Below are 24,924 nucleotides of genomic sequence, written 5' to 3'. Positions count from 1 at the left end.
ACCGATTGTTTTTATTGACGATTATCAAGAAAACAGAGCGGTTGCGCCAAGCTTTTCGAGAAGCGGCGCATACCAGCGCGTATCCTTCACCAGCCGGAAACCCAGATTATCCGGCGGCACGCCGACGGCGCAGCCGCCGCTCTTCGGGTTCTTGACGAAGGCGCTCATCGCCGCCCGGTGTTTTCCCGAGGCGACGGGAATGCCGCAGGAGGCGACGGTATCGACTACCTCGCCATCCTTGCCGAGTGTCACGCGGCGGCTGCAACTCGAGGTCCATTCCCAGACATTGCCGCCGAAATCAGCAAGGCCATATTCGTTTTCGCCGAAGCTGCCATAGGATTGCGGAACGGGATTGCCCGAGGCCTTGCGGCTGGTCTGCCGCTCGTAATCCGCCAGCCAGCGCAAAGCGGGGTTTTCAGTGTCCGCAGCCACACCGAGCGTCTCATCCGGGAAAAGCGACCCGGCGGCGAAGGCCAGTTCAGCGTCACTCGGCAGGCGCCAGACCTCGCCTGTCCGCTCGCTCAGCCACTTTGCATAGGCGCGGGCGTCGTCCTGGCTGATGCCGGTTGCCGGTATCGCACCACCGACCGGCGCTGCAAAGCCGGGTTCCGGCTGCTGGCAGCCGCCTTCCGCCACGCAGCGTGCATAATCCGCGCTCGATACCTGATATTTCATGATCGTCAGATTTTGCCGCATCGTCACGTCGATCATCGGGCCATCGACGGCATAACCGTTTCGGAAATATTCGCCCTCCGCCCGATAGGTGAAATGTCCCGCGGGCACGGTGACGACCTGCGGAGCGATCATGGCGGCGCGTGGATCGGCGCCGCTGCGGATGATCCCGGACTGGAAACCGATGGCCGTTGCCAGCAGCGTGGCAAGCGAGAGCGGGAGAAGAAGCGAGACGACATTTGGGAAGTGGCTGTTGCCGGGAATGCCCATGGGAACCTGCCTGCGTCGAGAAGACGCCAGAGTTCGGGCCTGCTTTCAGGCCGCATAGCAGAAGGGGGAGCGCGCCGCACCTGCTGGCGGCGCGCTCCGGTTTGCGTCAGATGCTCGATGGGGCAAGCACCGCCTGCATCAGGTTGTTGTTCCACTCACCCGTCACCTTGAAGTGGGCGGCCGCGCCCAGTTCGAAGGCTTCGATGAGGTTGTGGTTGACATAGGCGTAGATGCCGGGCTGCTCGAAGGTATAGAAGGCCGCGCCCGCCGTGCCGCCGGGGATGAACCAGGTTTCCTGGTCAAGATCCGGCGGGTTGCGGAACTTGCCCGTCGCCCAGACATAATCGCCATGGCCGCCGATGAGGTGCGGGCGGGTATCACGGTTCGCCTGCGAATGGACGATCAGCACCTTCTCGCCAACGGCGGCCTGAAGGGCGTGTTCCCCGGTCAGGGCGCCGACTGCGCCGTTGAAGACGATGTGGCTCGGCGTCAGCTTGCGCATCACCTCCAGCGTGTCGGCCATGGCGTCGCCGGCGCTTTCATATTTCTTGAAATTGCCGTTCTCATCCCGCGGCACATAGAAGTCCTGCTCGCCGACATAATAGACCTTGTCATAAACAAGCTCCTTGCCGTGGCCGTCCGTCAGGCCCTCTCGCGGCAACACCATGATCGCGCCATTCATGCCCGAGGTGACGTGCCAGGGCACCATGCCGGGAGGTGCGCAGTGATAGACAAAGACGCCGGCCTTGGTGGCCTTGAAGCGCAGGATCGCTTTTTCACCGGGGTTGACGATGGTGAGCCCGCCGCCGCCGAGCGCGCCGGTGGCCGAGTGGAAATCGATATTGTGCTGCAGCTCGTTGCTATCGGGATTGATGAGGGTCAGTTCGACATAGTCGTCCTGATGCACCACCATCAGAGGCCCGGGAACCGAACCGTTGAAGGTCATAGCGTGGACCTCGGTGCCCTTGTCGTCAAGGACCATCTTCTGCTCTTTGATCGTGAGCGTGAACTCGACGATCTTCGGTCCACCTTCGGCTTTCTGCGTGTGGGCGTGCACGAAGGGCGGTTTGACGAGATCAACCTTTACGCGAGGTAGCGCTGCAATCTCCGCGCTCGTCAATGGCTTGGCTGCGGCCTTCTTTTCCTCTGCCGCGCTCGCTGCCGATGGCATGATGACGGGAGCTATAGCCCCTGCAAATGCTGCGCCTGCGAGAATATTACGCCGTGTGATGTGGAAGGTTTCCGTCATCATTCTTCTCCTATCCCTCTTGGGGCAGAGCATGTTTCGCTCTGTCACCGCATTTGTAGCGGAGGGGCGGAAATACAATTTGAGATGGAGCAAACTTCGCTTTCGGCACCCTGCGACATTTTGGCAGGCGGCTGAAGGCCGGTGAGGAAGCGTCGCACCGCCTCTTTGCCTGTTCGCAAAGAAGCCGGACGGGCTTGCGTCTAGACATATGTCAAGACCAAGCAAGGAGCATTATAATGAGTGGCAGCGAAACCGTTCTCACCCAAGGGCGCAGCCGGCCAAAGGGCGGCATTCCAAGAGGGCTGGCGCGCACCGGCCCGGTTATCTTTTCTTACGGCTTCCGGCCGTTTTTCCTCGGCGGCGCCCTCTGGGCCATCGTGGCGATGGTGTTGTGGATCGCAGCCCTTTCGGGCTTCATCGACCTCGGCGGGGATTATGGCGCACCGAACTGGCATGCCCATGAGATGCTGTTCGGTTTCGCTTCGGCAGTGCTGGCGGGCTTTCTTCTGACCGCTGTGCCGAACTGGACGGGGCGGCTGCCGGTATCGGGCAAACCGCTGGTGTGGCTGTTTGCGCTCTGGTGCGCCGGCCGGCTTTTCCTGCTTGTGCCGGGCACGGTGGGCCTGGTCACCGCCGCAGCCGTGGACGGGCTTTTCCTGCCGGCGCTTCTGGCGATCTGCGCGCGTGAGGTCATTGCCGGGCGCAAATGGAAGGACCTGAAGGTGCTGGGCGGGCTGCTGGCGCTTTCCGTCGCCAACATCGTATTCCACGTTGCAGCGATTGGGGGCGATCATAGCCAGATCGCGACCCGCCTTGCGGTCTCGGCCTACACCGTGCTTGTCATCATCGTCGGCGGACGCATCGTGCCGAGTTTTACCCGCAACTGGCTGAACCGTTTTGGCCGCACGGATTTTCCAGTCCCCTATAACGGTTTCGACACCGCAGCCATCCTCATCGGTATCGCGGCGCTGGCCGTCTGGACAATAGAGCCCGAAAGCATCGTGGCAGTGCCAACGGCGCTTCTGGCGGCTTTCATGCACGCCGTGCGTCTTATCCGCTGGCGCGGCTGGACGACATGGCCAGAGCAGGTGCTGGTGGTGCTGCATGTCGCCTATGCCTTCATTCCCGCCGGTTTCATTACCATGGCGCTGGCGGCTCTTGACGTCATGGACACGCGTTCCGTCCTGCATGTCTTCACCGTGGGCGTCATCGGCTGCATGATGCTTGCGGTGATGACAAGAGCGAGCCTTGGCCATACCGGGCGCAAGCTCGCGGCCAGCAGGGTCACCATCGCCGCTTATGTCGCGCTGATCGCCTGCGCGCTGCTGAGACCGGCAGCCGAGTTCTTCCCCGGCGCGATGATGCATCTCTACGCTTGCTCGGCGCTCTTCTGGATCGTGGGTTTCGGTCTCTTCTGCGTTGAATATGGGCCGATCCTGATGCGCGAGCGCAAACCGCTGAAAGCCTAGATTGCTTTGTTGCGATGAGGCCAAAAAAAACGAAACGCCCCGGAAGCAATTTCCGGGGCGTTTCGTTATCGAGGGATTTGTATCCGGCTTAATGCGCGCCGGCACCGGCGCGGATGAAGATGCGAAACGCGGTGCGCGCCTCGTCGAAATTGCCGGCCCATTGATGGCCCCGGGCCAGAAGCTCCGGGTAAAGAAAGGTCGGCTCCTGCGGCATCAGCACGAAGATCACGGCGCCGGGCGGAAGGCGGTCGAGTGCTGTAAGCGTGCGGCTCGCCTGGCCTTCGGCCGTTTCGTCGCTTAGATCGAGATAAATGACCGGATCGGGCCATATCTGCGGCTCCTCAGCATTGCCCGCAAGCGCCGGCGACACGGAAATCTGCTCCACTTCAGTGGATTGCGGCGTAAACAGCACTTCCCAGTCGCCGCCGCCGATTTCCCTCACCTGATGGTCGAAACCGCGCTCGGCCATCACCTTGAACAGCGGAACGGGCCGGAAGGTGGCGTATAATCGCAGCGCCTCACCCGGCGCAAGTCCGGCCACGGCTTCCATGATGGCCGGAAAGGGCTCGCCGCCGCTCAGCAAAAGCGGCCGGACATCGAGTTCCCTGATCATTTCCGTCATTGCATCACCTCATCTGTCGGCTGGCGGCGGCAAGGGCCGGCCGCCAGAGGTCTTTTCACCACATCGCCGGGGCAGGGGTCAATGTTCGGATCCGCAGCAGCATTCGCAGCCGGACATATCGTCCTCGGAACCTTCGGCCTGTTCTTCAAGCCGGCCGATATCGAGGCGCCAGACTTCCGGGCCCTGTTCGAGATATTCCCAGCCGAACTGGCCGGGGAAATTTGTGGCGAGCTGGTAAAGCAGCGGACGGGGATCGTGATCGCTGGTGATCTGCAGCGATTGACCCTCGGTCAACGCGCCGAGCGCACCGAAAATGCGCGGATGACGTTCGCGATGCGGAATGATGCGCACATCGATATTGGTTGCGGTTTGGGCTTCGGACATAGGCTGGCTCCACGGCCGCGGATGGAATGATGTCCGGCGGTGCGGCCGGCCGGCGGACTGGAAAAACCTATGCGCCGGGCGGTCTGGAGACATTGTCGCCGCGCAAACAAACCTGAGATTCGTCAGGTCCGTCTGCGCGACAATCAGCCGGCAAGGCTGCGATAGATTGCCGGCAGCGCCGAGGGCAACTTGGCGATCCTGTTGACGATGGCATAACCGTTCTGGCCGAACATGGCCGGAATATAAGATTGCGCCTTGCTGTCGACCGTTACGCCGAAGACGCTGACGCCCGAGCGCCGCGCCTCGGAGACCGCGCGGCGGCTGTCCTCGATGGCGAAGCGGCCCTCATAGTGGTCGACATCGTTCGGCTTCCCGTCCGTCAGCAGCAGAAGCAGCTTGCGGCGCTCCGGCCTCTCATGCAGTTTGGCGCTGGCATGGCGGATGGCGGGGCCGATGCGGGTGTAGAAACCGGGTTTCAGCGCCGCGATGCGCCGCTCGACAGCGCGGCCCATCGGCTCCTCGAAATCCTTCACCGTTTCCACCCGCACCCAGGAACGGCGACGGGAGGTGAAGGTCAGGATGGAGTGACTGTCACCGCAGGCGGAAAGCCCGTGGGCAAGCACCAGCAGCGCTTCCTTTTCCACATCGAGAACCCGGCGATTGTCGAACCAGGCATCGGTCGACAGTGATACGTCAACGAGGATCGTTACGGCAAGATCATGCGCCTGCGGGCGACTGGCCATATGGAGGCGGTCGCTGCCCTGTCCGCCGGCGGCGATATCGCTTCTGGCGCGAACCACGGCGTCAAGATCGAGATCGTTGCCGTCAAGCTGGGCGCGCAGCATCTCGTGGCGCGGTCTCAGCACCTCGAATTGCCGCCTGACCCGGCGGATGAGGCTTTTGGTGTGCGGGTCGGGTTCCGGTGCCGTCTCCGCGTCTTTCGCCGGACCGGCGATGACCCGGCAATGATCGGCGAGATAGCTGCTGCTGCGATAATCCCATTCGGGATAGGTGAGCTCTGCCGTCAGCGCGGTATGGTTCAGTGCTTCGGGCGGCAGGTCCAGATCGAAGCGGAAGCGGGCGGAAGGCCGCCCTTTTCTTTCACCCAGCGTCATGTCATCCAGCTCGTCGGCTGCACTGCCATCGGCATCGTCGCTGTCGTCCCCGGGACGGTCGACATTGACCATCTCCGCCATGGCGAGGATTTTTTCGAAACGGTTGAGGATGAAGGGGCTGCGTTCCGTCTGCCGGTTCTCCGCCTTTTCACGCACGGCGATATGACGGGCCGCTTCCGCCCCCTGTGGTGCTGCGCTCGCCGCCGGCTGGTCTTCGCTTTGCCTGGCCTCGGATGTTTCGCGCAGCAGCGTGTCCGGCCAGAGCGGAACAGGCAGCATCGGCAGATAACGCGGCGGCGCTTTGGCTAGAATACCGACGGGCGGCGGATAGCCTTCGATCCCTGCCGCATCGGCCAGCATGGAAAGCACCCGCTGTTCCACCTGCTGTTCCGCCTGCGGCAGCGGCCGCTTCTGCCGCACCGCGAGCATGGCGGCGCAAAGCCGGCGATAGCGGGTCTTCATGCCGGGAAAAGTACGGGTTACGGTCTCGGCCAGTTCCGCGGCGCGGTTGAGCCGGGCAAGATCGTTGCGCAACGGGTCGGCAGCCATGACTGGTTCAAGCGGCATCAACGCCATGGCGGCAGCGAGCCAGAGATAAAGATCGCGGTTGAGGCGCGGGTCGGGAAACAGATCGAGCACCGGGGGCAGCATCAGCGTGGCATGATCGCGGCCGGGCTGGGCAAGCTTTTCTTCGCCGAGACCCATGCGCTGGCGAAGCCTCAGCCGGTGTGTGGAGGTGCGGGCGCGCGCCGGGGCGATCTGCACCGCGTGTTCACCGCCAAAACCGCGGAAACATATGGCCAGCACGGCCTGCATGTCTTCCAGCTTCACGGCATGATCCGGGAAGCGCAGCCATGTGCCGGTTTCGCCGATCAGCCTGTGCCAGGCGCGGCCGACGGTTTCTTCCAGTTCCAGAAAATCCAGCATGGTTTATCCTCATGGCATCGAGCCGGAATGCGCGGGTAATACCGCGCATTCAGATATGGATATAAATGCGCCTTATCGGATGACCGCATCCGCGACTTCGTGCAGCGCGGCCTTCACATCCGGCTCGTCGGTCAGCGGTTCGATCATCGCCGCGCGCACGGCCTGACGGGCGGGAAGGCCGGTATCGATGAGGCTGGCGCAATAAACGAGCAGGCGGGTGGAGACGCCTTCTTCCAGATCGTGGCCTTTCAGGCCGCGCAGCCGGTGGGCGAGATCGACGAGCGGCTCGACATCGCGCGCATCCAGCCCGCTTTCATGCGAAACGACGGCAATCTCCTGCTCCTTCGGCAGAAAATCGAATTCAATGGCGACGAAGCGCTGGCGGGTGCTGGGTTTCAGGCTCTTTAAAAGGTTCTGATAGCCGGGATTATAGGACACGACGAGCATGAAGCCGGAGGGCGCTTCCAGAACCTCGCCGGTGCGCTCCAGCGGCAGGATACGGCGGTCGTCGGTGAGCGGATGCAGCACGACAGCCACATCCTTGCGCGCCTCGACGATCTCGTCGAGGTAACATATGCCGCCCTGGCGCACGGATCGTGTCAGCGGGCCGTCCATCCACACGGTTTCGCCGCCTTTCAGCAGGTAACGGCCGGTCAGATCAGCGGCGGCAAGATCGTCATGGCATGAAACGGTGGAAAGCGGCAGGCCGAGTTTCGCTGCCATATGGCTGACGAAACGGGTCTTGCCGCAACCTGTCGGACCTTTCAGCAGCAGCGGCAATTGCCGCACCCAGGCGCTTTCGAACAGCGTGCATTCATTGCCAAGCGGGGTGTAAAACGGCGCGTCCGGCAAAGGCTGCGGCGCGGGGCGGAAAATCGTATTCATGGTCATCTCCATGGTTGATGGTAAGGACCGGCTCTCCGGGGGAAAAGGAGAGCCGGTCCGTTTCTCATTCGGCGGGCTGCACGAGGCGGGCGACGTCGCCCTGTTTCTGCTTGCCCGGCACCAGAACTGCCCAGATGAACATGATTGCCGAAATGAGAACTGCGAAACCGGAGCCGAGGCGGATCCAGTAGAAGATCGCCAGCTGGTCCTGCACATCCATGAAGCTTTCGCCCATGACCCGCTGAAGCTGGATCTGCACCACGCCGGCAAAGGTCAGCGCGAAGGTCATGACCGACATGGCCGTGCACATGACCCAGAAGCTCGTCATCGAAAGCCACTGGTTGTAGGGCGCGCGTTTCTTCATTTCCGGCACGGCATAGGCCATCATGGCAAGGTTCAGCATCACATAAGCGCCGAAGAAGGCGAGGTGGCCGTGGGCGGCGGTGAGCTGCGTGCCGTGGCTGTAATAGTTCACCGAAGACAGCGTGTGCAGGAAACCCCAGACGCCGGCGCCGAAGAAGGCCATGACCGAGCAGCCGATCGACCACAGAAGCGCTGCGCGGTTCTCATGCTTGCGGCCGGCCTTCCAGGTCATGACGAAGGTGAAGATGACCATGGTGAAGAAGGGGGCCACTTCCAGCGTCGAGAACAGCGAACCGATCCACTGCCAGTAACCCGGTGCGCCGATCCAGTAATAGTGGTGGCCGGTGCCGAGAATGCCCGAGAAGAGGGCAAGGCCGACGATGACATAGAGCCATTTTTCCACCACTTCGCGGTCGATGCCGTTGAGCTTGATCATCAGGAAGGCGAGGATCGAGGCCATGATCAGTTCCCACACGCCTTCCACCCACAGATGGATGACGTACCACCAGTACATCTTGTCGAGCGCCAGGTTCATGGGGTTGTAGAAGGCGAAGAGGAAGAAGATCGCCAGACCCCAGAGGCCGAAGAGCAGGATGTTGATAACGGTGGTCTTGCGGCCCTTCAGCGCCGTCATGGTGATGTTGAACAGGAACATCAGTACGACAAGCACGATGCCGACCTTGATCGCAAAGGGCTGTTCGAGGAATTCGCGGCCTTCGTGGATGCGGAACATATATCCGACCACGGCAACCGCGGCGGCCACCAGGAAGATCCAGAACTGCGCGATGGCGAGTTTGGGGCTGTAAAGCTCGGTTTCCGTTTCTTCCGGCAGAAGATAGAAGGTCGAGCCCATGAAACCCATCAACAGCCACACGACAAGTGCATTGGTGTGGATCATGCGCACGATGTTGAAGGGCAGAAGCTCGGAAAGCGTATTGGGCAGCACGTAGATCGTGGCGGCGACGACGCCGAACAGGATCTGCGCCACGAACAGCCCGATTGCGCCGTAAAAATACAGCATGGCGACTTTTTGCGTCTGGTATTTCATCTCGTCATCTCCTTGCCGTCAGCCTCAACCCGCATCGTTCGGCGGCCAGTTCTGTGTCTTGATCCGGCTCGTCCATTCGAGGAAGTCGACCAGATCATCGAGTTCCTGTTCGGTGAGATTGAACTGCGGCATCTGGCGGCGGCCTTCGATGCCGGTGGGCTGGGCGGCCATCCACGCCTTGATGGAATCGCGCGCCGCCTCCTTGTCTTCAACGCCGCCATAGCGCTTCCAGACATTGCCCAGTTCGGGCGCGAAATAGGCGCCTTCGCCGAGCAGCGTGTGACAGTTGATGCAGGAGTTTTTCTCCCACACATGTTTGCCGCGCGCGACGCTTTCCGTCAGCGTGCTTTCATCCGTCGAGGTGGTGCGCATGTAATAATGGCTATGGGCCGTCAGCCCGACGAATATGGCGAAGAAGAAGATGGAGCCGCCGTAAAAGACGTTTCGCGCTCCTGTTTTGGTCAGGCGTTCTGCCATGCCAATGGTCCTTTCCATCCGGAAGACCGCTTATGCGGACTGGCTTGATCGAACCCTCGCGCCGGAATTTGCCGGCAGGCTTAGGGTCTCGCCCCTTTCTAGCCGCTGGCCGCCGGCGTTCTTTGCCTTTTGGCAAACAAGTGGAGAGGTGGTGTGGTCCGCCTTTTCAGAGCGACAAAATGCCCTGCAGGAACGCCCGCAACAGGGCCGCGGCGGCAAAGATGGCCGGCCATGCCAGAAGTGCTGTGCGCAGCAGGCCTCGCTTTTCGCCAAAACCCAGAAAATCGTCGATGATGCGTCTGGATTTCAGGAGCGCGAAAAGCAGCATCAGGCAGGCGGCGGCGACCGGCGGCAGAAGCGCCGCTTTCCACGATGTCACGACGGCCGTACCGGCAAGAACGAGAATGGCGAGCATGGCGAAGCTTCTTGCAAGCTGGCGGGAGGTGCGGTGGATCATGATGTCAAACCAGATAAATAACAGGAAAAATGACGATCCAGACGAGATCGATGACATGCCACAGCTTCGTCACCAGCGTGATGTTCTCGTTTTTGGGCCAGCAGGCGACGATGAACAGCAGGATCGCCACGAAGACGACATGCAGCAGGTGGAAGCCGGTGAGCAGGAAATAAAGCTCAAAGAAAGCGCCATAGGCGGGATCGGAGGCGAAGGCGATTTCGGTGGAATATTCATGGAGTTTTACACCGACGAAAGCGAAGCCCAGCAGGCCGGCAAGCACAAGTGCCCGTCTTTTGCCCGCCAGCGCGGTGTAGCGGCTGGCCGCAACGGCCGCCTGCCAGCCGCTCGCCAGCAAAATCAGCGTATTGAGACCGGCAAGCTGCGGCTGCAGATGTTGGCGCGCGGCGGCGAAGGCCTCGGGATTGAGGGCAAAGGCGATGATGAATGCGCCTGTCAGCGCGCCGAAAGCGGCAAGTTCGCTCCAGACCAGAATCCACAAAAGCAGGTTTCCGCTTTCCTCTTCCGTATTTATCGCCATTGCCTTGTCCGTAATTGTAAAACAGCAAGCCACGCTTAGGCGTCCTCAAACCCCGCTTCTTTGCGGTCGGTCAAAGAAGGGAGCGTGCAAAGTCCTATTGTCATGACAAAGCGCAACTCTGGAAAATGGAGCTTCCCATGAACGACGCGCAGGTCGGGCTGATTGTCGCAACCCCTGTTATCATTGGCTTTGCGGTGCTGTTGTACCGTATGGGTGTGTTGCAGCGCATGGGTGCAGTTTCCGCCGTGCTTGCCTCCGTGGCCATTGCTTCGGTGCTGTTCCTGAACCAGTGAGAAGACAGTCGCATGCTTGAACTTGTCGCCGCTCTTTCGCTTTTCGTGGCGCTGCATTCCATTCCCGCCGTACCTGCCGTGCGCGGCCGGCTGATCGCGGGCATCGGCAGGCCCGCCTATTTCGGGGCCTATTCCGCCGTCTCGCTTCTGACGCTGGGCTGGGTATTTTATGCCGCGCTGTCGGTCGAGTATATTCCGCTCTGGGACGTCGCGCCCTGGCAGGCGCATGTCACCTTTCTGGCAGCGCCGATTGGCCTGTTTTTCGTGCTGGCCGGCCTCCTCAGCGTCAATCCGCTTTCCATTTCCGTGCGGAAGGGAGATAGACCGGGGGCAATCGTGCGCATCACGCGGCACCCGGTACTCGTCGGCTTTCTATGCTGGTCGTTGGGGCATGTCGTGCCGAATGGCGATCTGCGCTCCGTCATCCTGTTCGGCGGCTTTGCACTGTTTTCGCTCGGCGGAATGGCGGTGACCGAAAAACGCGCGCGGAAAAGACTGGGTAATGCATGGAACTTGGCGGCTGCCGGAAGCGCTGTGGTTCCCTTCGCGGCGATCCTTTCCGGCAAAACCCGCATAGCCGTGGATGGGCCGATGCTGTTAGCCGCAGCGCTGACAGGGTTGACGGTGTGGTGGCTGCTGGCCGGCGGCCATGCCGCGCTCTTTGGCGCGGACCCCATGGCCTATCTTTGATGGCTCACGACGTCTTCACCACTTGCGGCTGCCATATCGGCGCCTGCGGCGCGGAAGCGATGCCGAGCTGGTCGATGGCGCGGGCGGCGAGCTGGTCGACAATATCGTCGACGCTTTGCGGCCTGTTATAAAAGGCCGGCACCGGCGGCATGACGATCGCACCTGCCTCCGTCACCGTGCACATGTTGCGCAGATGGATGATATGCAGCGGCGTCTCGCGCGTCATCAGCACAAGTTTCCGACGTTCTTTCAAATGCACATCGGCGGCGCGGGTGAGGAGATTGTCCGAAAGCCCGGTTGCAATGGCCGCAAGTGTGCGCATGGAGCAGGGGGCGACGATCATGCCGGCCGTCGGGAAAGAGCCGCTGGCAATCGCAGCGCCGATATCGTCGACGGCATGATTGACGCTGGCGAGCGAAAACATCCGCCCCATGGCTTGCGCCCCTTCCTCGTGCAACACGGTGCGTCTGGCGGATTGCGACAGGACGAGATGGATTTCGACGCTTTTCATCCCGGCAAGGAGCTCGACGATGCGCAACGCAATGCCGGCACCCGAAGCGCCGGTGACGCCGACCACGACGCGGCACGGGATCATGGCCGTTCTCCAAGGCCGAGATCGCGCCACATAAGATCCACCTTTGCGATCACGTCAGGCGTCATGGATAGCACGCGGCCCCATTCGCGCTCCGTTTCCGGCGGCAGCTTGCGGGTGGCGTCCAGCCCCATCTTGCCGCCGAGGCCGGCTTTAGGAGAGGCGAAGTCGAGATAGTCGATTGGCGTATCGTTGATGATCGTTGCATCGCGCGAAGCATCAAAACGGGTGGAGAGCGCCCAGATGACATCTGCCCAGTTGCGCACATTGATGTCGGGATCGACCAGAATGATGAGCTTCACATAGCTAAACTGCGGCAGCATCGACCAGAGCCCCATCATCACCCGCTTTGCCTGGCCGGGATAACGCTTGTCGATGGAGGCGACCATGACGCGGTAGGAACAGGCCTCCGGCGGCATCCACAGATCGACGATTTCCGTAAACTGCTTTTTCACGAGCGGCAGGAAAATCTCGAGCATGGCTTCGCCGAGAACAGAAGGCTCATCCGGCGGCCGGCCGGTATAGGTGGAAAGATAGATCGGATCGCGACGCATGGTGATGGCCGAGAGCGTCATGACCGGGAAGGATTCGACCGAATTATAATAGCCGGTATGGTCGCCATAGGGGCCTTCGAGTGCCGTTTCCGTTGCCGAAACGGTGCCTTCCAGCACGATCTCGGCATTGGCCGGCACCGGCATCGGCACGGTCAAGGCTCTGGCAATGCGGCTTTTCGAGCCGCGCAGCAGGCCGGAGAAGCCAAGCTCGCTGATATGGTCGGGAAGCGGCATCACGGCGGAAAGAATGGTGGCGGGATCGGCCCCAATGGCGACGGTAACGGGCATATCCAGCCCGCGCGCCTGCCACAGCCGGTGGTGATGCGCGCCGCCGCGATGCGCCAGCCAGCGCATGATCACCCTGTCCGGCCCCAGCACCTGCATGCGATAGATGCCGACATTGATATCGTCGGGATCGTCAGGCGCACGGGTGATGACCAGCGGCCAGGTGATGAGCGGGGCCGGCTCGCCCGGCCAGCACCATTGCACCGGCAGGCAGGCAAGGTCGATTGAGTCACCCGTCAGTACCCTTTCCTGCACCGGCGCGCGCGAGACGTTTCGTGGCCGCATGGAAAGTGCTGCTCTCAGAAGAGGTAGCTTACCCCACGCTTCGGCCATGGATTTCGGCGGCCGTGGTTCGCGCAATTCGGCGAGCGTTTGTCCAAGTGCGGGCAGGCCGCCAGTCTCCACCCCGAGCCCCCACTCGATGCGCCGTCGCGTGCCAAACAGATTGGCAAGCAGCGGTATCGCCCGCACCTTGCCCTCATGGTCGACGGGTTGCTCGAACAGCAGCGCCGGCCCGCCACCGGCAAGCACGCGGCGGTGGATTTCGGTGATTTCGTGCACCAGCGAGACCGGCTGGCGAATTCGCCGCAGCTGCCCACGTTCTTCCAGCAGCCGGATGAAACCGTGCAGATCGGCGGTGCGGATGGGTCTCGTTTCTGTTTCTTCGTCTCTCATGCCGCCTGTTTGCCGGTGGCGGTGCGGCATGTCCTTGCGCTGCCGCAAATGCGGCTCAGTGCGAACGAAGATAGTCGGCGAGAACCAGGGCGTGGTTATGTTCGATATCGTGGGCGGCATAAAGCAGCGTGACCCGGCCCTTCGCCATCAGCTCCTTCATGTGCGCCACGGCATCGGGATTGGCGGCCAGCTCCTCATGATAATGCCGGGTGAATTCCTCAAAGCGGGACGGCATATGGGAGAAGTTCTTGCGTAATTCGTTGCTGGGAGCGATGTCCTTCATCCACAGGGAAAGCTTTGCATTTTCCTTGCTCATGCCGCGCGGCCATAGCCGGTCCACCATAATGCGCGCGCCGTCATCGTCGCTGGCGGGTTCGTAAATCCGTTTGACCCTTAAATCGGACACGGGCGGCCTCCTTCGCTTGGCAAGTGAATGATTTATAGCGGCTTTTGTGAAGGCGCACCCGAAAATTTCCCTGTCTTTGCGTTCGCTCAAACCGCCACCCGCGCGCTGCGGTTAGGTTGCCGCCCGCAACTGAGCCGACAGGACCTTTCATGAGACCTTTTCCCGCCGCCATCGCCCGCCCCATGAATTTTCTGCCCATTGCCGTGATGCAGCGAGCGACGGCGGCGATGCTGGCGCAGATCATGAAGCGGCATCCGGATATGTTCGTCCGGCTCGGCGAACATCGTGGCAAGCGCTACGCCTTTCTGCCTGTCGATCTCCCTTTCGCCTTCGTGGTCGAGCCGGCAGGTCCCGCCATCACCGTCAGCCGCAAGGCCCGCCTGCCGAAGGCGGATGCGGCGGTCGAGGGGCCGCTTTTCATGCTGCTCGCGCTGATGGAGGGGCGGCAGGATGCCGATGCGCTGTTCTTCTCGCGCGATCTCAGCGTCACCGGCGATATGGAGGCGATGCTGGCGCTACGCAATGCGCTCGATGATAGCAGCATCGATCTGCCGCGCGATCTCGGTGCATTTGCCGGGCCTTTCGCGCCAATGGTAACGGGCCTTGCGAACCGCCTGCGCGGCCATGTTCTATCCGAAACGCGGGGAGGTGAGGCATGGAACTGATCTGTCCTGCGGGAACGCCTGCCGCCTTCCGCGAGGCCGTGGATGCCGGGGCGGACGCCGTCTATTGCGGGTTTCGGGATGAAACCAATGCCCGCAATTTTCCTGGCCTTAATTTTTCCCGCGAGGAACTCGCCGAGGCCATCGTTTACGCGAAAAAGCGCGGTGTCCAGACCTTCGTGGCGCTCAACACCTTCATGCGCGCCGGGCATGAGGATATCTGGTATCGCGGCGCGGCCGATGCCGTGAAGGCGGGGGCGGACGCGCTTATCCTTGCCGATTTCGGCCTGATGGCGCATGTGGCGGAACATCATCCGCAGCAGCGTATCCACGTCTCCGTGCAGGCCTCCGCCTCCAATGCGGATGCGGTGAATTTCCTCGTCGATGCCTTCGGCGCGAAACGTGTGGTGCTGCCGCGCACCCTGACTATCCCCGACATCGCCCGGCTGGCGCGGCAAATCCGCTGTGAGATCGAAATCTTCGTGTTCGGCGGTCTCTGCGTCATGGCGGAGGGGCGCTGCTCGCTCTCGTCTTACGCCACCGGAAAATCCCCCAACATGAACGGCGTCTGCTCGCCGGCAAGCCACGTCCGCTACCGGCAGGACGGGCAGGCGCTGGTATCGGAACTTGGTGATTACACCATCAACCGTTTTCCGGCCGGCGAGGCGGCGGGTTACCCCACGCTGTGCAAAGGCCGTTTCGAGATCGCCGATGACAGGTCCTATGCCTTCGAGGATCCGGTGTCGCTTGATGTGATGGACCAGATCGATGCCTTGCGCGAGGCGGGCGTCAGCGCACTGAAGATCGAGGGCCGCCAGCGCGGAAAGGCCTATGTGGCGGAAGTGGTTTCCACCCTGCACCGGGCGCTTGCCGCCGGTGCTGAGGAGCGCGGCAGGCTGCTTTCCCGCCTGCGGCTCCTGAGCGAAGGCCAGCGCACCACCGTCGGCGCTTATGAGAAACGCTGGAGATGACGCCGATGGCAAAGCCCGCAAAAGCCACATTGGCGCTCGGCCCGGTCCTCTATCTCTGGCAGGGGGAGAAATGGCGCGATTTCTATTTCCGCATCGCCGATGAAGCGCCCGTCAGCCATGTCTATCTCGGTGAAACCGTCTGCTCCAAACGGTTTCATTTCACCGAGCCGCATCTGGCAGAGGTCATCGAGCGGCTGGAGAGTGCCGGAAAACAGGTGATCCTCTCGACGCTTTCGCTGGTGACGCTGGAGCGGGAAAGCCGCCACCTGCGCGGCCTGATCGTCGACAGTCCCTATCCCGTCGAGGCGAACGATCTTTCCGCGCTCGGCATGCTGCACGGCACCCCGCATGTCGTCGGGCCGATGGTGAATGTCTATAATGCCGCGACCGCGCGGTTGCTGTCGTCTCGCGGCGCGAGCGCCATATGTCTGCCGCCGGAACTGCCGATGACCTCGGTGGAGCGCATCGTGGCGCAGACGCCGGATGTGGACTTCGAGATCTTCGCCTTCGGCCGCCTGCCGCTCGCCATTTCGGCGCGCTGCGCCCATGCCCGCGCCAAGGGCAATATCAAGGATAATTGCCAGTTCGTCTGCGGCGACGATCCGGATGGATTGCCGGTACGCACGCTCGACCGGCAGTCGTTTCTGGCGCTGAACGGCGTACAGACGGTGTCGCATACCTGCCAGTCGCTGCTTGGCGAATTGCAGGACCTGGCCGCCGCCGGCATCACCCGCTTCCGGCTGTCGCCGCAGGACTGCGACATGGTCGCGGTGGCGCAAATCCATCACGATGTTCTGGCTGGCAGGCGGGAGGCGGAGGACGGTTTTGCACGTCTCGGGCAAATCTACCCAGACGTGCCCTTTTCCAACGGTTTTCACCACGGGCAGGAAGGGGCGGCCTGGATCGCCCGTGCCCGCAACACGGCGCATGGGGTGAATGCATGACGACGAACGGGCAAAGCGAGCAAAAGCTGCCCCCAGCGGCACCGGGCGGAGCGGATATCGCGGCGGCAATCCATCTGGTGCGCGATATTGTCTTGCAGAGCGCGCTTGATTGCGCCTGCCGCGACAGGGTGCACGAGGCGCTGCGCGAACTCGAGGATTTCGAGCGCCAGCGCAATATCGTCAAGCTTCTGGCCGCCGCCCGCGAGGAGCGGCGCAAGATCGCGCTCCTGACCGAGATGCTCTGCGATTTCGCCGAAGACGACACGTTGGATCAAGGCGTGGTTGAAACCGCAAGCCTGATGTTTCTCGATATCGCTGCCGCCGCTCAGGAGGGCTCGCGGCTCCTGCGGGACGCGCTCTCACTCAAGAAGGGTGAATAATTCCTGTTTTTGGCCCTGTTTGATCCTGCGCAAAGAGCGGGCGCTTGCAAAATGTCATTTCCGGGGTGGTGACGCGCCGAGACCGGAAAACGGTCTGAGCGGGCGTCACGCGCATCAGGGCGCTTCCGGCGCGAAAGGATCAGGACCATGGCCCATCTCACCCGTCGTCAGGCTCTTTCGGCTTTTTCGGGGTTCGCGGTCGCGACACTTGCCGCACCGCATGTTGCGAAGGCGGAAGCGCCGCTCACCTTTTATGGCCCTCCGGCCGCGCCGTCGGCCGTGCTGGCCCACGCGGTAAAGGGTGGGTTCCTGAAGGATGTCGCACCCGGAGCGGTTTTCAAAGCCTGGAAAACGCCGGACGAAATGCGCGCCGCCGTCGCCTCCGGCTCCATGGGAGCGGTGGTGATGCCGAGCTACGGCGTCGCCAATCTCCATAATCGCGGTCTCGGCCTCGGGCTGTTGAACGTGCTGACCACGGGCCTGCTCTATATCGTTTCGAAAGACGGGACGCTGAACTCCCTGCAGAGCCTTTCCGGCAAGACGCTCGCTTTGCCGTTCAAGAACGACATGCCCGATTTCGTGCTGCGCCGCCTTGTTGCCGAAAACGGCCTGAAGCCCGGCGACATCACGCTGGAATATGCCGCCTCGCCGCCGGAAGCCGTGCAATTGCTGCTGACGGGACGGGTGGATGCCGCCCTGCTGAGCGAGCCGGCCGCGGCCGCCGTGCTCATCAAGGCGAAGTCCTTTTTCATGACCGTCCATCGCACCATCGATATCCAGCGGGAATGGGCGAAGGTGGCCGGCAAGGCTGAAATTCCGCAGGCTGGCCTCGCCTTGACATCGCCGGTCCAGCAAAAACTCGGCAGGGCCGGCATCGAGGCTTTGCAGGGCGCCGTGGAGACGGCGCTTGCCAGCGCCATGGCCGATCCGAAGGCGGCGGCCGCTGCGGCCGCCGATGCCTTGGGTTTCCCGCCGGAAATCATCGCGGCCTCCTTCCCGACAAGTCATCTTTGCGCCTTGAAGGCGAGCGCTGCGCGCGCCGATCTCGAGGCATTCTACGATGAGCTTGCCAGGGCCGACCCGGCAATCATCGGCGGCCGGCGGCCGGATGACGGGTTTTATCTGGTGTAGCAGGCATGAACCGCATTCTCGAAAGTCTTGGCTGGATGGGCCGCTATCTGTGGGCGGGCTGGGCCGGGCTTTCAGGCATTTTCTGTTTTCTCGCCGCCTGGCAGGCCGGGCATGAGATTTATGGCTCCTTCATCCTGCCTTCGCCGGGAGAGACCTTCACGGCAATGGGGCTTCTGGCGGCGCGGCCGGATTTCTTCGCCATCCTGTCGCAGAGCGCCGTCAGGGCTCTGACCGGCTTTTCCATCGCCGCCGGCATCGGCACGGTGGCGGGCGTGCTGGCGGGTTATTCCTTCGCGGCCATGCGGTTGATGAAGCCTGTCGTCACCGTTCTGCTCGGCGTGCCGCCCATCGGCTGGATCGTGCTGGCGCTCATCTGGTTCGGCTCGTCCGGCGGCACGGCTGTCATGACCGTCATCATCGCCTCGGCTCCCGTGTCCTTTGCCGGTGCGCTGGAAGGTGTCGCCAAGCGGGACCGTCAGCTGGAGGTGATGGCGCAGGCTTTCGGCGCTCCGTGGTTTTACCGGCTGCGCACCGTCACCATGCCGCATGTGCTCTCCTACCTCTTCCCGGCCTGGACGACGACGGCGGGAAGCGCCTGGAAAGTAACCGTCATGGCCGAGCTCCTTTCGAATTCAGGCGGCATTGGCGGCGAATTGGCCACCGCACGCGCGCTGTTCGACATCGCACAGGTCAGCGCCTGGCTCACCATCACCGTCGCGCTGGCGCTGCTCACCGATTACGGCCTGCTGCATCTGCTGCGCGAGGCGCTGGAACGCTGGCGCGCCGCCGGGTTGCCATGGGGTGTCAAGCGATGAGCGACCGTTCCATCCTGCGTTTCGAACATGTCGGCCACGCCTTTCTCGGCCGCAGCCTGTTCGAGAATTTCGATCTCGGCATAGCGCCGGGGGAAACCGTGGCGCTGCTCGGCCCCTCCGGCAGCGGCAAGACAACAATTTTACAGATCGCAGCTGGTATCATCGATCCTGTTCGTGGCTGCGTGCACCGCCATTATCGCCGGCAGGGTCTGGTGTTTCAGGAGCCGAGGCTGCTGCCGTGGATGACGCTTATCGACAATATCGCCTACGGCCTTGCGGCGGCCGGCATGCCGAAACGGGAGCGGCGCGAAAGAGCGGGCCTTTTTGCGCTGGAGGTCGGTCTGGAGGCGGCGGATTTCGGTAAATATCCGGTGGAACTCTCCGGCGGCATGCGCCAGCGCGCTGGCGTGGCGCGGGCGCTCGCCGTGGAGCCGGACATGCTGTTTCTGGATGAGCCCTTCAGCGCCGTCGATGTCGGCTTGCGCCGTCATTTGCAGGAGCTTCTGGTCGGCGCCGCCCGTCGGCGCGGTTTTTCCACCCTTCTCGTCACCCATGATCTTCATGAGGCGTTGCTTGTTGCCGATAGGCTGATCGTGCTCTCCGGCGTCGATGGCCGAGTCATTGCCGCGCATAAGCCCGCGGGTTCGCCGGGCCGGCGCATGGCGCGTGCGGTTTTCGACGAAGCGGAGCGCCTGTCCGAGAGCCCGGCTTTCGCCGAATTATTTTCAGCAAGGGAGCGGGTGCGATGAGGCAGCCCCCCATCCTTTCCGAAGCCCTGCGGCTGTTTTTCCCTCTGGCCGCCCTGCACGGCGCGGGCTGGCCCTTCCTGTGGATCGTCATCGGTGGTTATGCACTGCCTTTCGCCGATACGGTGCCTGCATCGCAATGGCACGCCCATGAAATGATCTTCGGCACCTATGGCATGGCGCTTGCCGGTTTCCTTGGCTCGGCGGTGCCGGAATGGACGGATACGAAGCCGGCGCAGGGACGAACGCTGCTTCATCTCGCCGGTCTCTGGCTGCCGGGCCGCCTTATCGGCCTTCTCGGGATGGAGGCATGGAGCCTGTTTGCAGGTTTTTTCGATCTCGCCTTTCTGCTCGCGCTCTCTGTTCTCATCGGCAGGGCGATGCTGGCGCGGCGCACGATGAAACACCTCGCGTTCCTTATCTGGCTTCTTCTGTTTACGGCGGCTGAAGCGGGTGTGCGTTATGCCTGGTGGAGCGGCGATCTCGAACTTGCATCCCGCTTGCTGGAGGCGGCGCTGTGCATTTTCACCGTGCTGTTTTCGCTTTCCGCCGCGCGTATCAATGTGGTTGTCATCAATCTGGCGCTCGATCCGAGCGGCGAGACCACGCCTTACCGGCCTCATCCCGGCCGCCAGCATATGGCAGGCGCCATGGTGACGCTTTACATGGCGGCGAAACTTTTCTTTCCGCAGAGCGATGTCTGCGCCTGGCTTTCGCTTGCGGCCGGCGCCGCCTTTTTCGACCGGCTGGCCGAATGGTTCATCGGGCGTGCCGTCTTTAAGACCGAGGTGCTGTTGCTTGGCCTCGGCAACGCCTTTGCGGGCGCGGGTTTTCTGGCGCTCGGCGCGACACGGCTCGGTTTTTCCGTCACGCCCGCCGCGGGGCTGCATCTGCTGTCGGTCGGGGCGCTGGGATGCGCCATCATGGCCGTCTTCATCATTGCCGGGCTGCGGCATACGGGCCGCAATCTGACGCATCTGCCATGGCAGGCGCATGCGGCCGCCCTTCTGATGGCGATGGCCGGTCTGGTCCGCATCCTGCCGGAATTCGATTTTGCCGCAACATTATCGCCCTATCACCATGGCCTCAGCGCCGTTTTGTGGGCGGCGAGCTTCGGGGTCTGGTTGCAGGGCTTTCTGCCTTTCATGCGCGCGCCTGGCATCGATGAGGCGGGGGCATGCGGATGAGAGAGACCTTGTCCAGCCGCGGCGACATCACTGTTCCGGCGAATTTGTTTATTTTTTCAGCAAAAGCACAATGTGAAATCAGTGGCTTAGAGGAGGGATATTGATGAATGTTAGTTTTAATAAATAATCAATAAAATCAAGTGGTTGAACATACTTTCTTTTTGGTCGATTATAACTCCAACCAAATAGGGAAACGCGAATATGCCTAAAATAGTCGCGCCTCAGCACGCAGATGAAAAGCCAAGCCGGACGAGGGAACTTGTGACCTTCGCCGTTCTGGCCTTCGGAATCTGGCCCATTCTGGCGGTCGGATTTGTCGGAGCCTATGGTTTTATTGTCTGGATGTTCCAGATCATTTACGGCCCGCCGGGGCCGCCCGGACATTGAGGGCGAGATGATGATGGAAGTCTCTCTCAGCCGGCGCGATTTCCTGCGCGGCGGGCAAAAAAATAGACCACGCATCTGTCCCCCCGGGGTCGCGTTGAGCGACCTCGCCGCGTGCAGCGGTTGTGCAAAATGCGTGGAGGCGTGTCCCACCGGCATCATTGCCATGGCGGACGGTTTGCCTTGCGTGGATTTCTCCGCCGGGGAATGCACCTTTTGCGGCAAATGCGCGGAGGCCTGTCCCGAGCCTGTCTTTGCCGCCCCCGCGGCACAGCGCTTCGATCATGTCATGGCGATCGGTGAGGGGTGTCTCGCCTTCGGCAATATCGATTGTCAGGCCTGCCGCGATGCCTGCCCGACTGAGGCCATCCGGTTTCGGCCCCGGCGCGGCGGCCCCTTCGTTCCGGAACTGCTGGAAAATGCCTGCACCGGTTGCGGGGCCTGCGTGTCCGTCTGCCCCGCCAGTGTGATCGAGATCAAAGAGAGAGCCACGGAGATGCAATATGCCTGAAAATACAGGCCGGTATCATGTTTCAAGCGCCGTGGTGGCGGTGATGCCGCAGATGCGGGACGCCGTGCTGGCAACGCTTTCAACGCTCGACAATGTCGAGGTTCATGGCGAGGGCAACGGCAAGATTGTCATCGTCATAGACGGCACGAGCACCGGCATGCTGGGCGATACGCTCACTTATATTTCGACACTCGACGGTGTGATTGCCGCCAACATGGTTTTCGAACACGTCGACACAGAGGAGACAAGCGGCGATGAGCAGCGAACTGACGCGGCGTGATCTATTGAAGGCCCATGCCGCCGGCATTGCGGCGGCAACGGCGGGCATTGCGCTGCCGGCCGCCGCCCAGCCGGTGCCGGGCGGGGTTTCCGCATTGCAGATCAAGTGGTCCAAGGCGCCCTGTCGTTTCTGCGGCACGGGCTGCGGCGTCATGGTCGGCGTCAAGGAAGGCAAGGTCGTCGCCACCCATGGCGACATGCAGGCGGAGGTCAATCGCGGCCTCAACTGCATCAAGGGCTATTTCCTGTCCAAGATCATGTATGGCAAGGACCGCCTGCAAACCCCGCTTCTGCGCAAAAAAGGCGGCGTCTACGCCAAGGACGGCGAGTTCGAGCCGGTGAGTTGGGATGAGGCTTTCGACGTGATGGCGCAGCAGTGCAAGCGCGTGCTGAAAGAGAAGGGGCCGACGGCCGTTGGCATGTTCGGCTCCGGCCAGTGGACGATCTTCGAAGGCTATGCGGCCACCAAACTGATGCGCGCCGGCTTCCGCTCCAACAATCTCGATCCCAATGCACGCCACTGCATGGCGTCGGCCGCTTACGCCTTCATGCGCACCTTCGGCATGGACGAGCCGATGGGCTGTTACGATGATTTCGAACATGCCGATGCCTTCGTGCTCTGGGGCTCGAACATGGCGGAGATGCATCCCATTCTGTGGACCCGCATTGCCGACCGGCGTCTGGGCTTCGACCATGTGAAGGTGGCTGTGCTTTCGACCTTCACCCATCGCAGCATGGACCTTGCCGATATTCCGATGGTCTTCAAGCCGGGCACGGATCTCGTCATCCTCAATTACATTGCCAACCACATCATCAAGACCGGGCGCGTCAACGAAGACTTCGTGAAGAACCACACGAAATTCGTGCGCGGTGTCACCGATATCGGTTATGGCCTGCGGCCCGACAATCCGGTGGAGATGAATGCCGCCAATTCCGCCGATCCGACCAAGACCGAAGCGATCGATTTCGAGACCTTCAAGGAATTCGTCTCCGAATACACACTGGAAAAGACCGCCGCTATGACCGGCGTGGAAGCCGGTTTCCTGGAGGAGCTGGCCGAGCTTTATGCGGACCCGAACCGCAAGGTCATGTCGCTGTGGACCATGGGTTTCAACCAGCATGTGCGCGGCGTCTGGGCCAACCAGATGGTCTACAACATCCATCTTTTGACCGGCAAGATTTCCGAGCCTGGCAACAGCCCGTTCTCGCTCACCGGCCAGCCCTCGGCCTGCGGCACGGCGCGCGAGGTGGGCACCTTCGCCCATCGCCTGCCGGCCGACATGACGGTGACCAACCCGGAACACCGCAAACATGCCGAGGAAATCTGGCGCATTCCGCACGGCATTATCCCGGAAAAGCCGGGTTACCACGCCGTGCAGCAGGACCGCATGCTGCATGACGGCAAGCTGAATTTCTACTGGGTGCAGGTCAACAACAACGTCCAAGCCGGTCCCAACACCAAGAACGAGACCTATCAGGGCTATCGCAACCCGGAAAACTTCATCGTTGTTTCGGATGCCTATCCGACCATCACGGCCATGAGCGCCGACCTTATCCTGCCCGCCGCCATGTGGGTGGAGAAGGAGGGGGCCTATGGCAATGCCGAGCGGCGCACCCATGTCTGGCACCAGCTTGTCGAGGCCTCGGGCGAGGCGCGCTCCGACCTCTGGCAGCTGGTGGAATTTTCCAAACGCTTCACCACGGATGAGGTGTGGCCGGCGGAGATACTGGACGCCAATCCCGCCTATCGCGGCAAGACGCTGTACGAGGTGCTCTTCAAGGACAGCGATGTCGGCAAATTCCCGTTAAGCGAGATCAGCGGCGAATACGAAAACCAGGAAGCAAAACACTTCGGCTTCTATCTGCAAAAGGGTCTCTTCGAGGAATATGCCGCCTTCGGGCGCGGCCACGGCCACGATCTGGCGCCCTACGATGCCTATCACGAGGTGCGTGGCATGCGCTGGCCGGTGGTGGATGGCAAGGAAACGCTGTGGCGTTACCGCGAAGGTTACGACCCCTATGTCAAGCCGGGCGAGGGCGTGAAATTCTACGGCAACAAGGACGGCAAGGCGGTCATCATCGCCGTGCCCTACGAGCCGCCGGCGGAATCCCCGGATGCGGAATTCGATACCTGGCTGGTGACGGGCCGCGTGCTGGAGCACTGGCATTCCGGCTCCATGACCATGCGCGTGCCGGAACTCTACAAGGCTTTCCCCGGCGCCCGCTGTTTCATGAATGCCGACGATGCGCGCAAGCGCGGGCTCAATCAGGGCGCGGAAATCCGCATCGTTTCGCGCCGTGGCGAAATACGCTCCCGCGTGGAAACGCGCGGCCGCAACCGCATGCCGCCCGGTGTCATCTTCGTTCCCTGGTTCGATGCCAGCCAGCTCATCAACAAGGTGACGCTCGACGCAACCGATCCCATCTCCAAGCAGACGGATTTCAAGAAATGCGCAGTCAAGATAGAGCCGGTCGCATGATCAGGAAACACGGATGGATGATCGCCGCTTTCGTCGTCGTGGCGCTGGCGACGGGGGCCGTTGCGCAGATGGTGCCGGAATTGTCTGGCCCGCGCGGCGATGCCATGCAGACCGAACCTGCGAAACCCCTGCCGAAATGGGTGATCGACGATTTCAGGCGCATGCGCGCCTATCCGGAGCAGCCGCCGGTCATCCCGCATTCGATCGACGGTTACCAGCTTTCGGTCAATGCCAACCGCTGTCTCTCCTGTCACAAGCGCGAATTCACGCAGGATTCCGGCGCGCCGATGATCAGCGTCACCCATTACATGACGCGCGAAGGCCAGATGCTGGCGGATGTTTCGCCGCGCCGTTATTTCTGCACGGCCTGCCATGTGCCGCAGGCCGACACACGGCCGCTCGTGCCCAACACCTTTCAGGACATGAGCGAAATGGGCGTCAAACCGGCGGGTAGCGAATGATG

The 24,924-nt window shown here is 62.0% G+C and carries 29 protein-coding genes; 16 read left to right on the top strand and 13 right to left on the bottom strand.

What is annotated here, in order from left to right; translation table 11 throughout:
• Positions 1 to 24: 24 nt before the first annotated feature.
• Positions 25 to 942, bottom strand: coding sequence for an SUMF1/EgtB/PvdO family nonheme iron enzyme (locus PH605_RS21375; RefSeq protein ID WP_142845975.1), 918 nt, complete (start codon positions 940 to 942; stop codon positions 25 to 27).
• Between the two features lie 106 nt (positions 943 to 1,048).
• Positions 1,049 to 2,191, bottom strand: a complete 1,143-nt coding sequence (nirK, locus tag PH605_RS21370; RefSeq protein ID WP_142845976.1) for a copper-containing nitrite reductase — start codon at positions 2,189 to 2,191, stop codon at positions 1,049 to 1,051.
• A 236-nt stretch (positions 2,192 to 2,427) separates the two neighbouring features.
• Between nirK and PH605_RS21365 the strand changes: the two genes are divergently transcribed.
• The gene (locus PH605_RS21365; protein WP_142845977.1) at positions 2,428 to 3,660 is read left to right on the top strand and encodes an NnrS family protein; all 1,233 of its coding nucleotides are present in this window, start codon (positions 2,428 to 2,430) and stop codon (positions 3,658 to 3,660) included.
• 88 nt (positions 3,661 to 3,748) lie between these two features.
• Here PH605_RS21365 and PH605_RS21360 read toward each other — a convergent pair whose 3' ends face one another.
• The 8 genes from PH605_RS21360 to PH605_RS21325 all read right to left on the bottom strand — a co-directional run bounded on the left by PH605_RS21360 (position 3,749) and on the right by PH605_RS21325 (position 10,476).
• On the bottom strand, positions 3,749 to 4,282 hold the full coding sequence (locus tag PH605_RS21360) for a DUF2249 domain-containing protein (protein WP_142845978.1): 534 nt from the start codon (positions 4,280 to 4,282) through the stop codon (positions 3,749 to 3,751).
• Positions 4,283 to 4,360: 78 nt separating this feature from the next.
• A complete protein-coding gene (locus PH605_RS21355; RefSeq protein WP_035257647.1) occupies positions 4,361 to 4,666 on the bottom strand; it encodes a DUF2249 domain-containing protein in 306 nt (101 codons plus the stop codon).
• Positions 4,667 to 4,809: 143 nt separating this feature from the next.
• Positions 4,810 to 6,708 (bottom strand): nitric oxide reductase activation protein NorD, encoded by a 1,899-nt coding sequence (locus PH605_RS21350; RefSeq protein WP_142845979.1) that lies wholly within the window; start codon positions 6,706 to 6,708, stop codon positions 4,810 to 4,812.
• Between the two features lie 72 nt (positions 6,709 to 6,780).
• Positions 6,781 to 7,593 carry a CbbQ/NirQ/NorQ/GpvN family protein gene (locus PH605_RS21345; RefSeq protein ID WP_078053324.1) on the bottom strand — a complete coding sequence of 271 codons (813 nt, stop codon included), beginning with the start codon at positions 7,591 to 7,593 and terminating at the stop codon, positions 6,781 to 6,783.
• Between the two features lie 64 nt (positions 7,594 to 7,657).
• A complete protein-coding gene (locus PH605_RS21340; protein WP_020811069.1) occupies positions 7,658 to 9,004 on the bottom strand; it encodes a nitric-oxide reductase large subunit in 1,347 nt (448 codons plus the stop codon).
• 24 nt (positions 9,005 to 9,028) lie between these two features.
• Positions 9,029 to 9,481 (bottom strand): c-type cytochrome, encoded by a 453-nt coding sequence (locus PH605_RS21335; RefSeq protein ID WP_003520968.1) that lies wholly within the window; start codon positions 9,479 to 9,481, stop codon positions 9,029 to 9,031.
• Positions 9,482 to 9,647: 166 nt separating this feature from the next.
• Positions 9,648 to 9,938: a hypothetical protein gene (locus PH605_RS21330; RefSeq protein ID WP_065655250.1), complete on the bottom strand. Its 291-nt coding sequence runs from the start codon at positions 9,936 to 9,938 to the stop codon at positions 9,648 to 9,650.
• Between the two features lie 4 nt (positions 9,939 to 9,942).
• Complete coding sequence (locus PH605_RS21325; RefSeq protein ID WP_065655251.1) at positions 9,943 to 10,476, bottom strand: cytochrome c oxidase subunit 3; 534 nt, start codon at positions 10,474 to 10,476, stop codon at positions 9,943 to 9,945.
• A gap of 137 nt (positions 10,477 to 10,613) precedes the next feature.
• On the opposite strand from PH605_RS21325, the gene PH605_RS21320 reads away from it, so the two are divergent.
• Together PH605_RS21320 and PH605_RS21315 are read left to right on the top strand one after the other, a co-directional pair.
• Positions 10,614 to 10,769 (top strand): hypothetical protein, encoded by a 156-nt coding sequence (locus PH605_RS21320; protein ID WP_003504656.1) that lies wholly within the window; start codon positions 10,614 to 10,616, stop codon positions 10,767 to 10,769.
• A 12-nt stretch (positions 10,770 to 10,781) separates the two neighbouring features.
• Entirely contained in the window at positions 10,782 to 11,459 is a 678-nt protein-coding gene (locus tag PH605_RS21315; protein ID WP_142845980.1) for an NnrU family protein, read from the top strand.
• A gap of 4 nt (positions 11,460 to 11,463) precedes the next feature.
• On the opposite strand, the gene PH605_RS21310 is transcribed toward PH605_RS21315, so the two are convergent.
• From PH605_RS21310 to PH605_RS21300, 3 genes are read right to left on the bottom strand one after another with little or no spacing between them, the layout of a single operon-like run.
• The gene (locus PH605_RS21310) at positions 11,464 to 12,054 is read right to left on the bottom strand and encodes a UbiX family flavin prenyltransferase (RefSeq protein ID WP_125146443.1); all 591 of its coding nucleotides are present in this window, start codon (positions 12,052 to 12,054) and stop codon (positions 11,464 to 11,466) included.
• The gene (locus tag PH605_RS21305; protein WP_161987976.1) at positions 12,051 to 13,565 is read right to left on the bottom strand and encodes a UbiD family decarboxylase; all 1,515 of its coding nucleotides are present in this window, start codon (positions 13,563 to 13,565) and stop codon (positions 12,051 to 12,053) included. The genes PH605_RS21310 and PH605_RS21305 overlap by 4 nt, the downstream gene beginning before the upstream one ends.
• A gap of 55 nt (positions 13,566 to 13,620) precedes the next feature.
• Positions 13,621 to 13,971, bottom strand: a complete 351-nt coding sequence (locus tag PH605_RS21300) for a DUF488 domain-containing protein (RefSeq protein WP_125146444.1) — start codon at positions 13,969 to 13,971, stop codon at positions 13,621 to 13,623.
• Between the two features lie 149 nt (positions 13,972 to 14,120).
• Here PH605_RS21300 and ubiT point away from each other — a divergent pair, with 149 nt between their 5' ends.
• The 13 genes from ubiT (at position 14,121) to PH605_RS21235 (ending at position 24,922) form a co-directional block, all read left to right on the top strand.
• Positions 14,121 to 14,636, top strand: coding sequence for a ubiquinone anaerobic biosynthesis accessory factor UbiT (gene ubiT, locus PH605_RS21295; protein ID WP_125146445.1), 516 nt, complete (start codon positions 14,121 to 14,123; stop codon positions 14,634 to 14,636).
• Positions 14,627 to 15,604: a ubiquinone anaerobic biosynthesis protein UbiU gene (ubiU, locus tag PH605_RS21290; protein WP_065655256.1), complete on the top strand. Its 978-nt coding sequence runs from the start codon at positions 14,627 to 14,629 to the stop codon at positions 15,602 to 15,604. The genes ubiT and ubiU overlap by 10 nt, the downstream gene beginning before the upstream one ends.
• Positions 15,605 to 15,609: 5 nt before the next feature.
• Complete coding sequence (ubiV, locus tag PH605_RS21285; protein ID WP_125146446.1) at positions 15,610 to 16,548, top strand: ubiquinone anaerobic biosynthesis protein UbiV; 939 nt, start codon at positions 15,610 to 15,612, stop codon at positions 16,546 to 16,548.
• Complete coding sequence (locus PH605_RS21280) at positions 16,545 to 16,928, top strand: hypothetical protein (protein ID WP_125146447.1); 384 nt, start codon at positions 16,545 to 16,547, stop codon at positions 16,926 to 16,928. The genes ubiV and PH605_RS21280 overlap by 4 nt, the downstream gene beginning before the upstream one ends.
• A 147-nt stretch (positions 16,929 to 17,075) precedes the next feature.
• Positions 17,076 to 18,059 (top strand): ABC transporter substrate-binding protein, encoded by a 984-nt coding sequence (locus tag PH605_RS21275; RefSeq protein ID WP_142845981.1) that lies wholly within the window; start codon positions 17,076 to 17,078, stop codon positions 18,057 to 18,059.
• A 5-nt stretch (positions 18,060 to 18,064) separates the two neighbouring features.
• Positions 18,065 to 18,874 carry an ABC transporter permease gene (locus tag PH605_RS21270; protein WP_142845982.1) on the top strand — a complete coding sequence of 270 codons (810 nt, stop codon included), beginning with the start codon at positions 18,065 to 18,067 and terminating at the stop codon, positions 18,872 to 18,874.
• Positions 18,871 to 19,623 (top strand): ATP-binding cassette domain-containing protein, encoded by a 753-nt coding sequence (locus PH605_RS21265; protein ID WP_142845983.1) that lies wholly within the window; start codon positions 18,871 to 18,873, stop codon positions 19,621 to 19,623. The genes PH605_RS21270 and PH605_RS21265 overlap by 4 nt, the downstream gene beginning before the upstream one ends.
• Positions 19,620 to 20,807: an NnrS family protein gene (locus PH605_RS21260; RefSeq protein WP_142845984.1), complete on the top strand. Its 1,188-nt coding sequence runs from the start codon at positions 19,620 to 19,622 to the stop codon at positions 20,805 to 20,807. The genes PH605_RS21265 and PH605_RS21260 overlap by 4 nt, the downstream gene beginning before the upstream one ends.
• Positions 20,808 to 21,008: 201 nt before the next feature.
• Complete coding sequence (gene napE, locus PH605_RS21255) at positions 21,009 to 21,194, top strand: periplasmic nitrate reductase, NapE protein (protein WP_003585411.1); 186 nt, start codon at positions 21,009 to 21,011, stop codon at positions 21,192 to 21,194.
• 7 nt (positions 21,195 to 21,201) lie between these two features.
• Entirely contained in the window at positions 21,202 to 21,702 is a 501-nt protein-coding gene (locus tag PH605_RS21250; protein ID WP_080857853.1) for a ferredoxin-type protein NapF, read from the top strand.
• Complete coding sequence (locus PH605_RS21245; protein WP_003520944.1) at positions 21,695 to 21,982, top strand: chaperone NapD; 288 nt, start codon at positions 21,695 to 21,697, stop codon at positions 21,980 to 21,982. Before PH605_RS21250 ends, PH605_RS21245 begins: the two co-directional genes overlap by 8 nt.
• Complete coding sequence (gene napA, locus PH605_RS21240; RefSeq protein ID WP_142845985.1) at positions 21,957 to 24,461, top strand: periplasmic nitrate reductase subunit alpha; 2,505 nt, start codon at positions 21,957 to 21,959, stop codon at positions 24,459 to 24,461. Before PH605_RS21245 ends, napA begins: the two co-directional genes overlap by 26 nt.
• Positions 24,431 to 24,922, top strand: coding sequence for a nitrate reductase cytochrome c-type subunit (locus PH605_RS21235; protein ID WP_142845986.1), 492 nt, complete (start codon positions 24,431 to 24,433; stop codon positions 24,920 to 24,922). Before napA ends, PH605_RS21235 begins: the two co-directional genes overlap by 31 nt.
• Positions 24,923 to 24,924: the final 2 nt, after the last annotated feature.

The sequence above is a fragment of the Agrobacterium sp. CFBP 3001 genome (assembly GCF_027871605.1).
Lineage (GTDB): Bacteria > Pseudomonadota > Alphaproteobacteria > Rhizobiales > Rhizobiaceae > Agrobacterium > Agrobacterium leguminum.
This window is presented reverse-complemented; position numbering and strand designations above follow the sequence as displayed.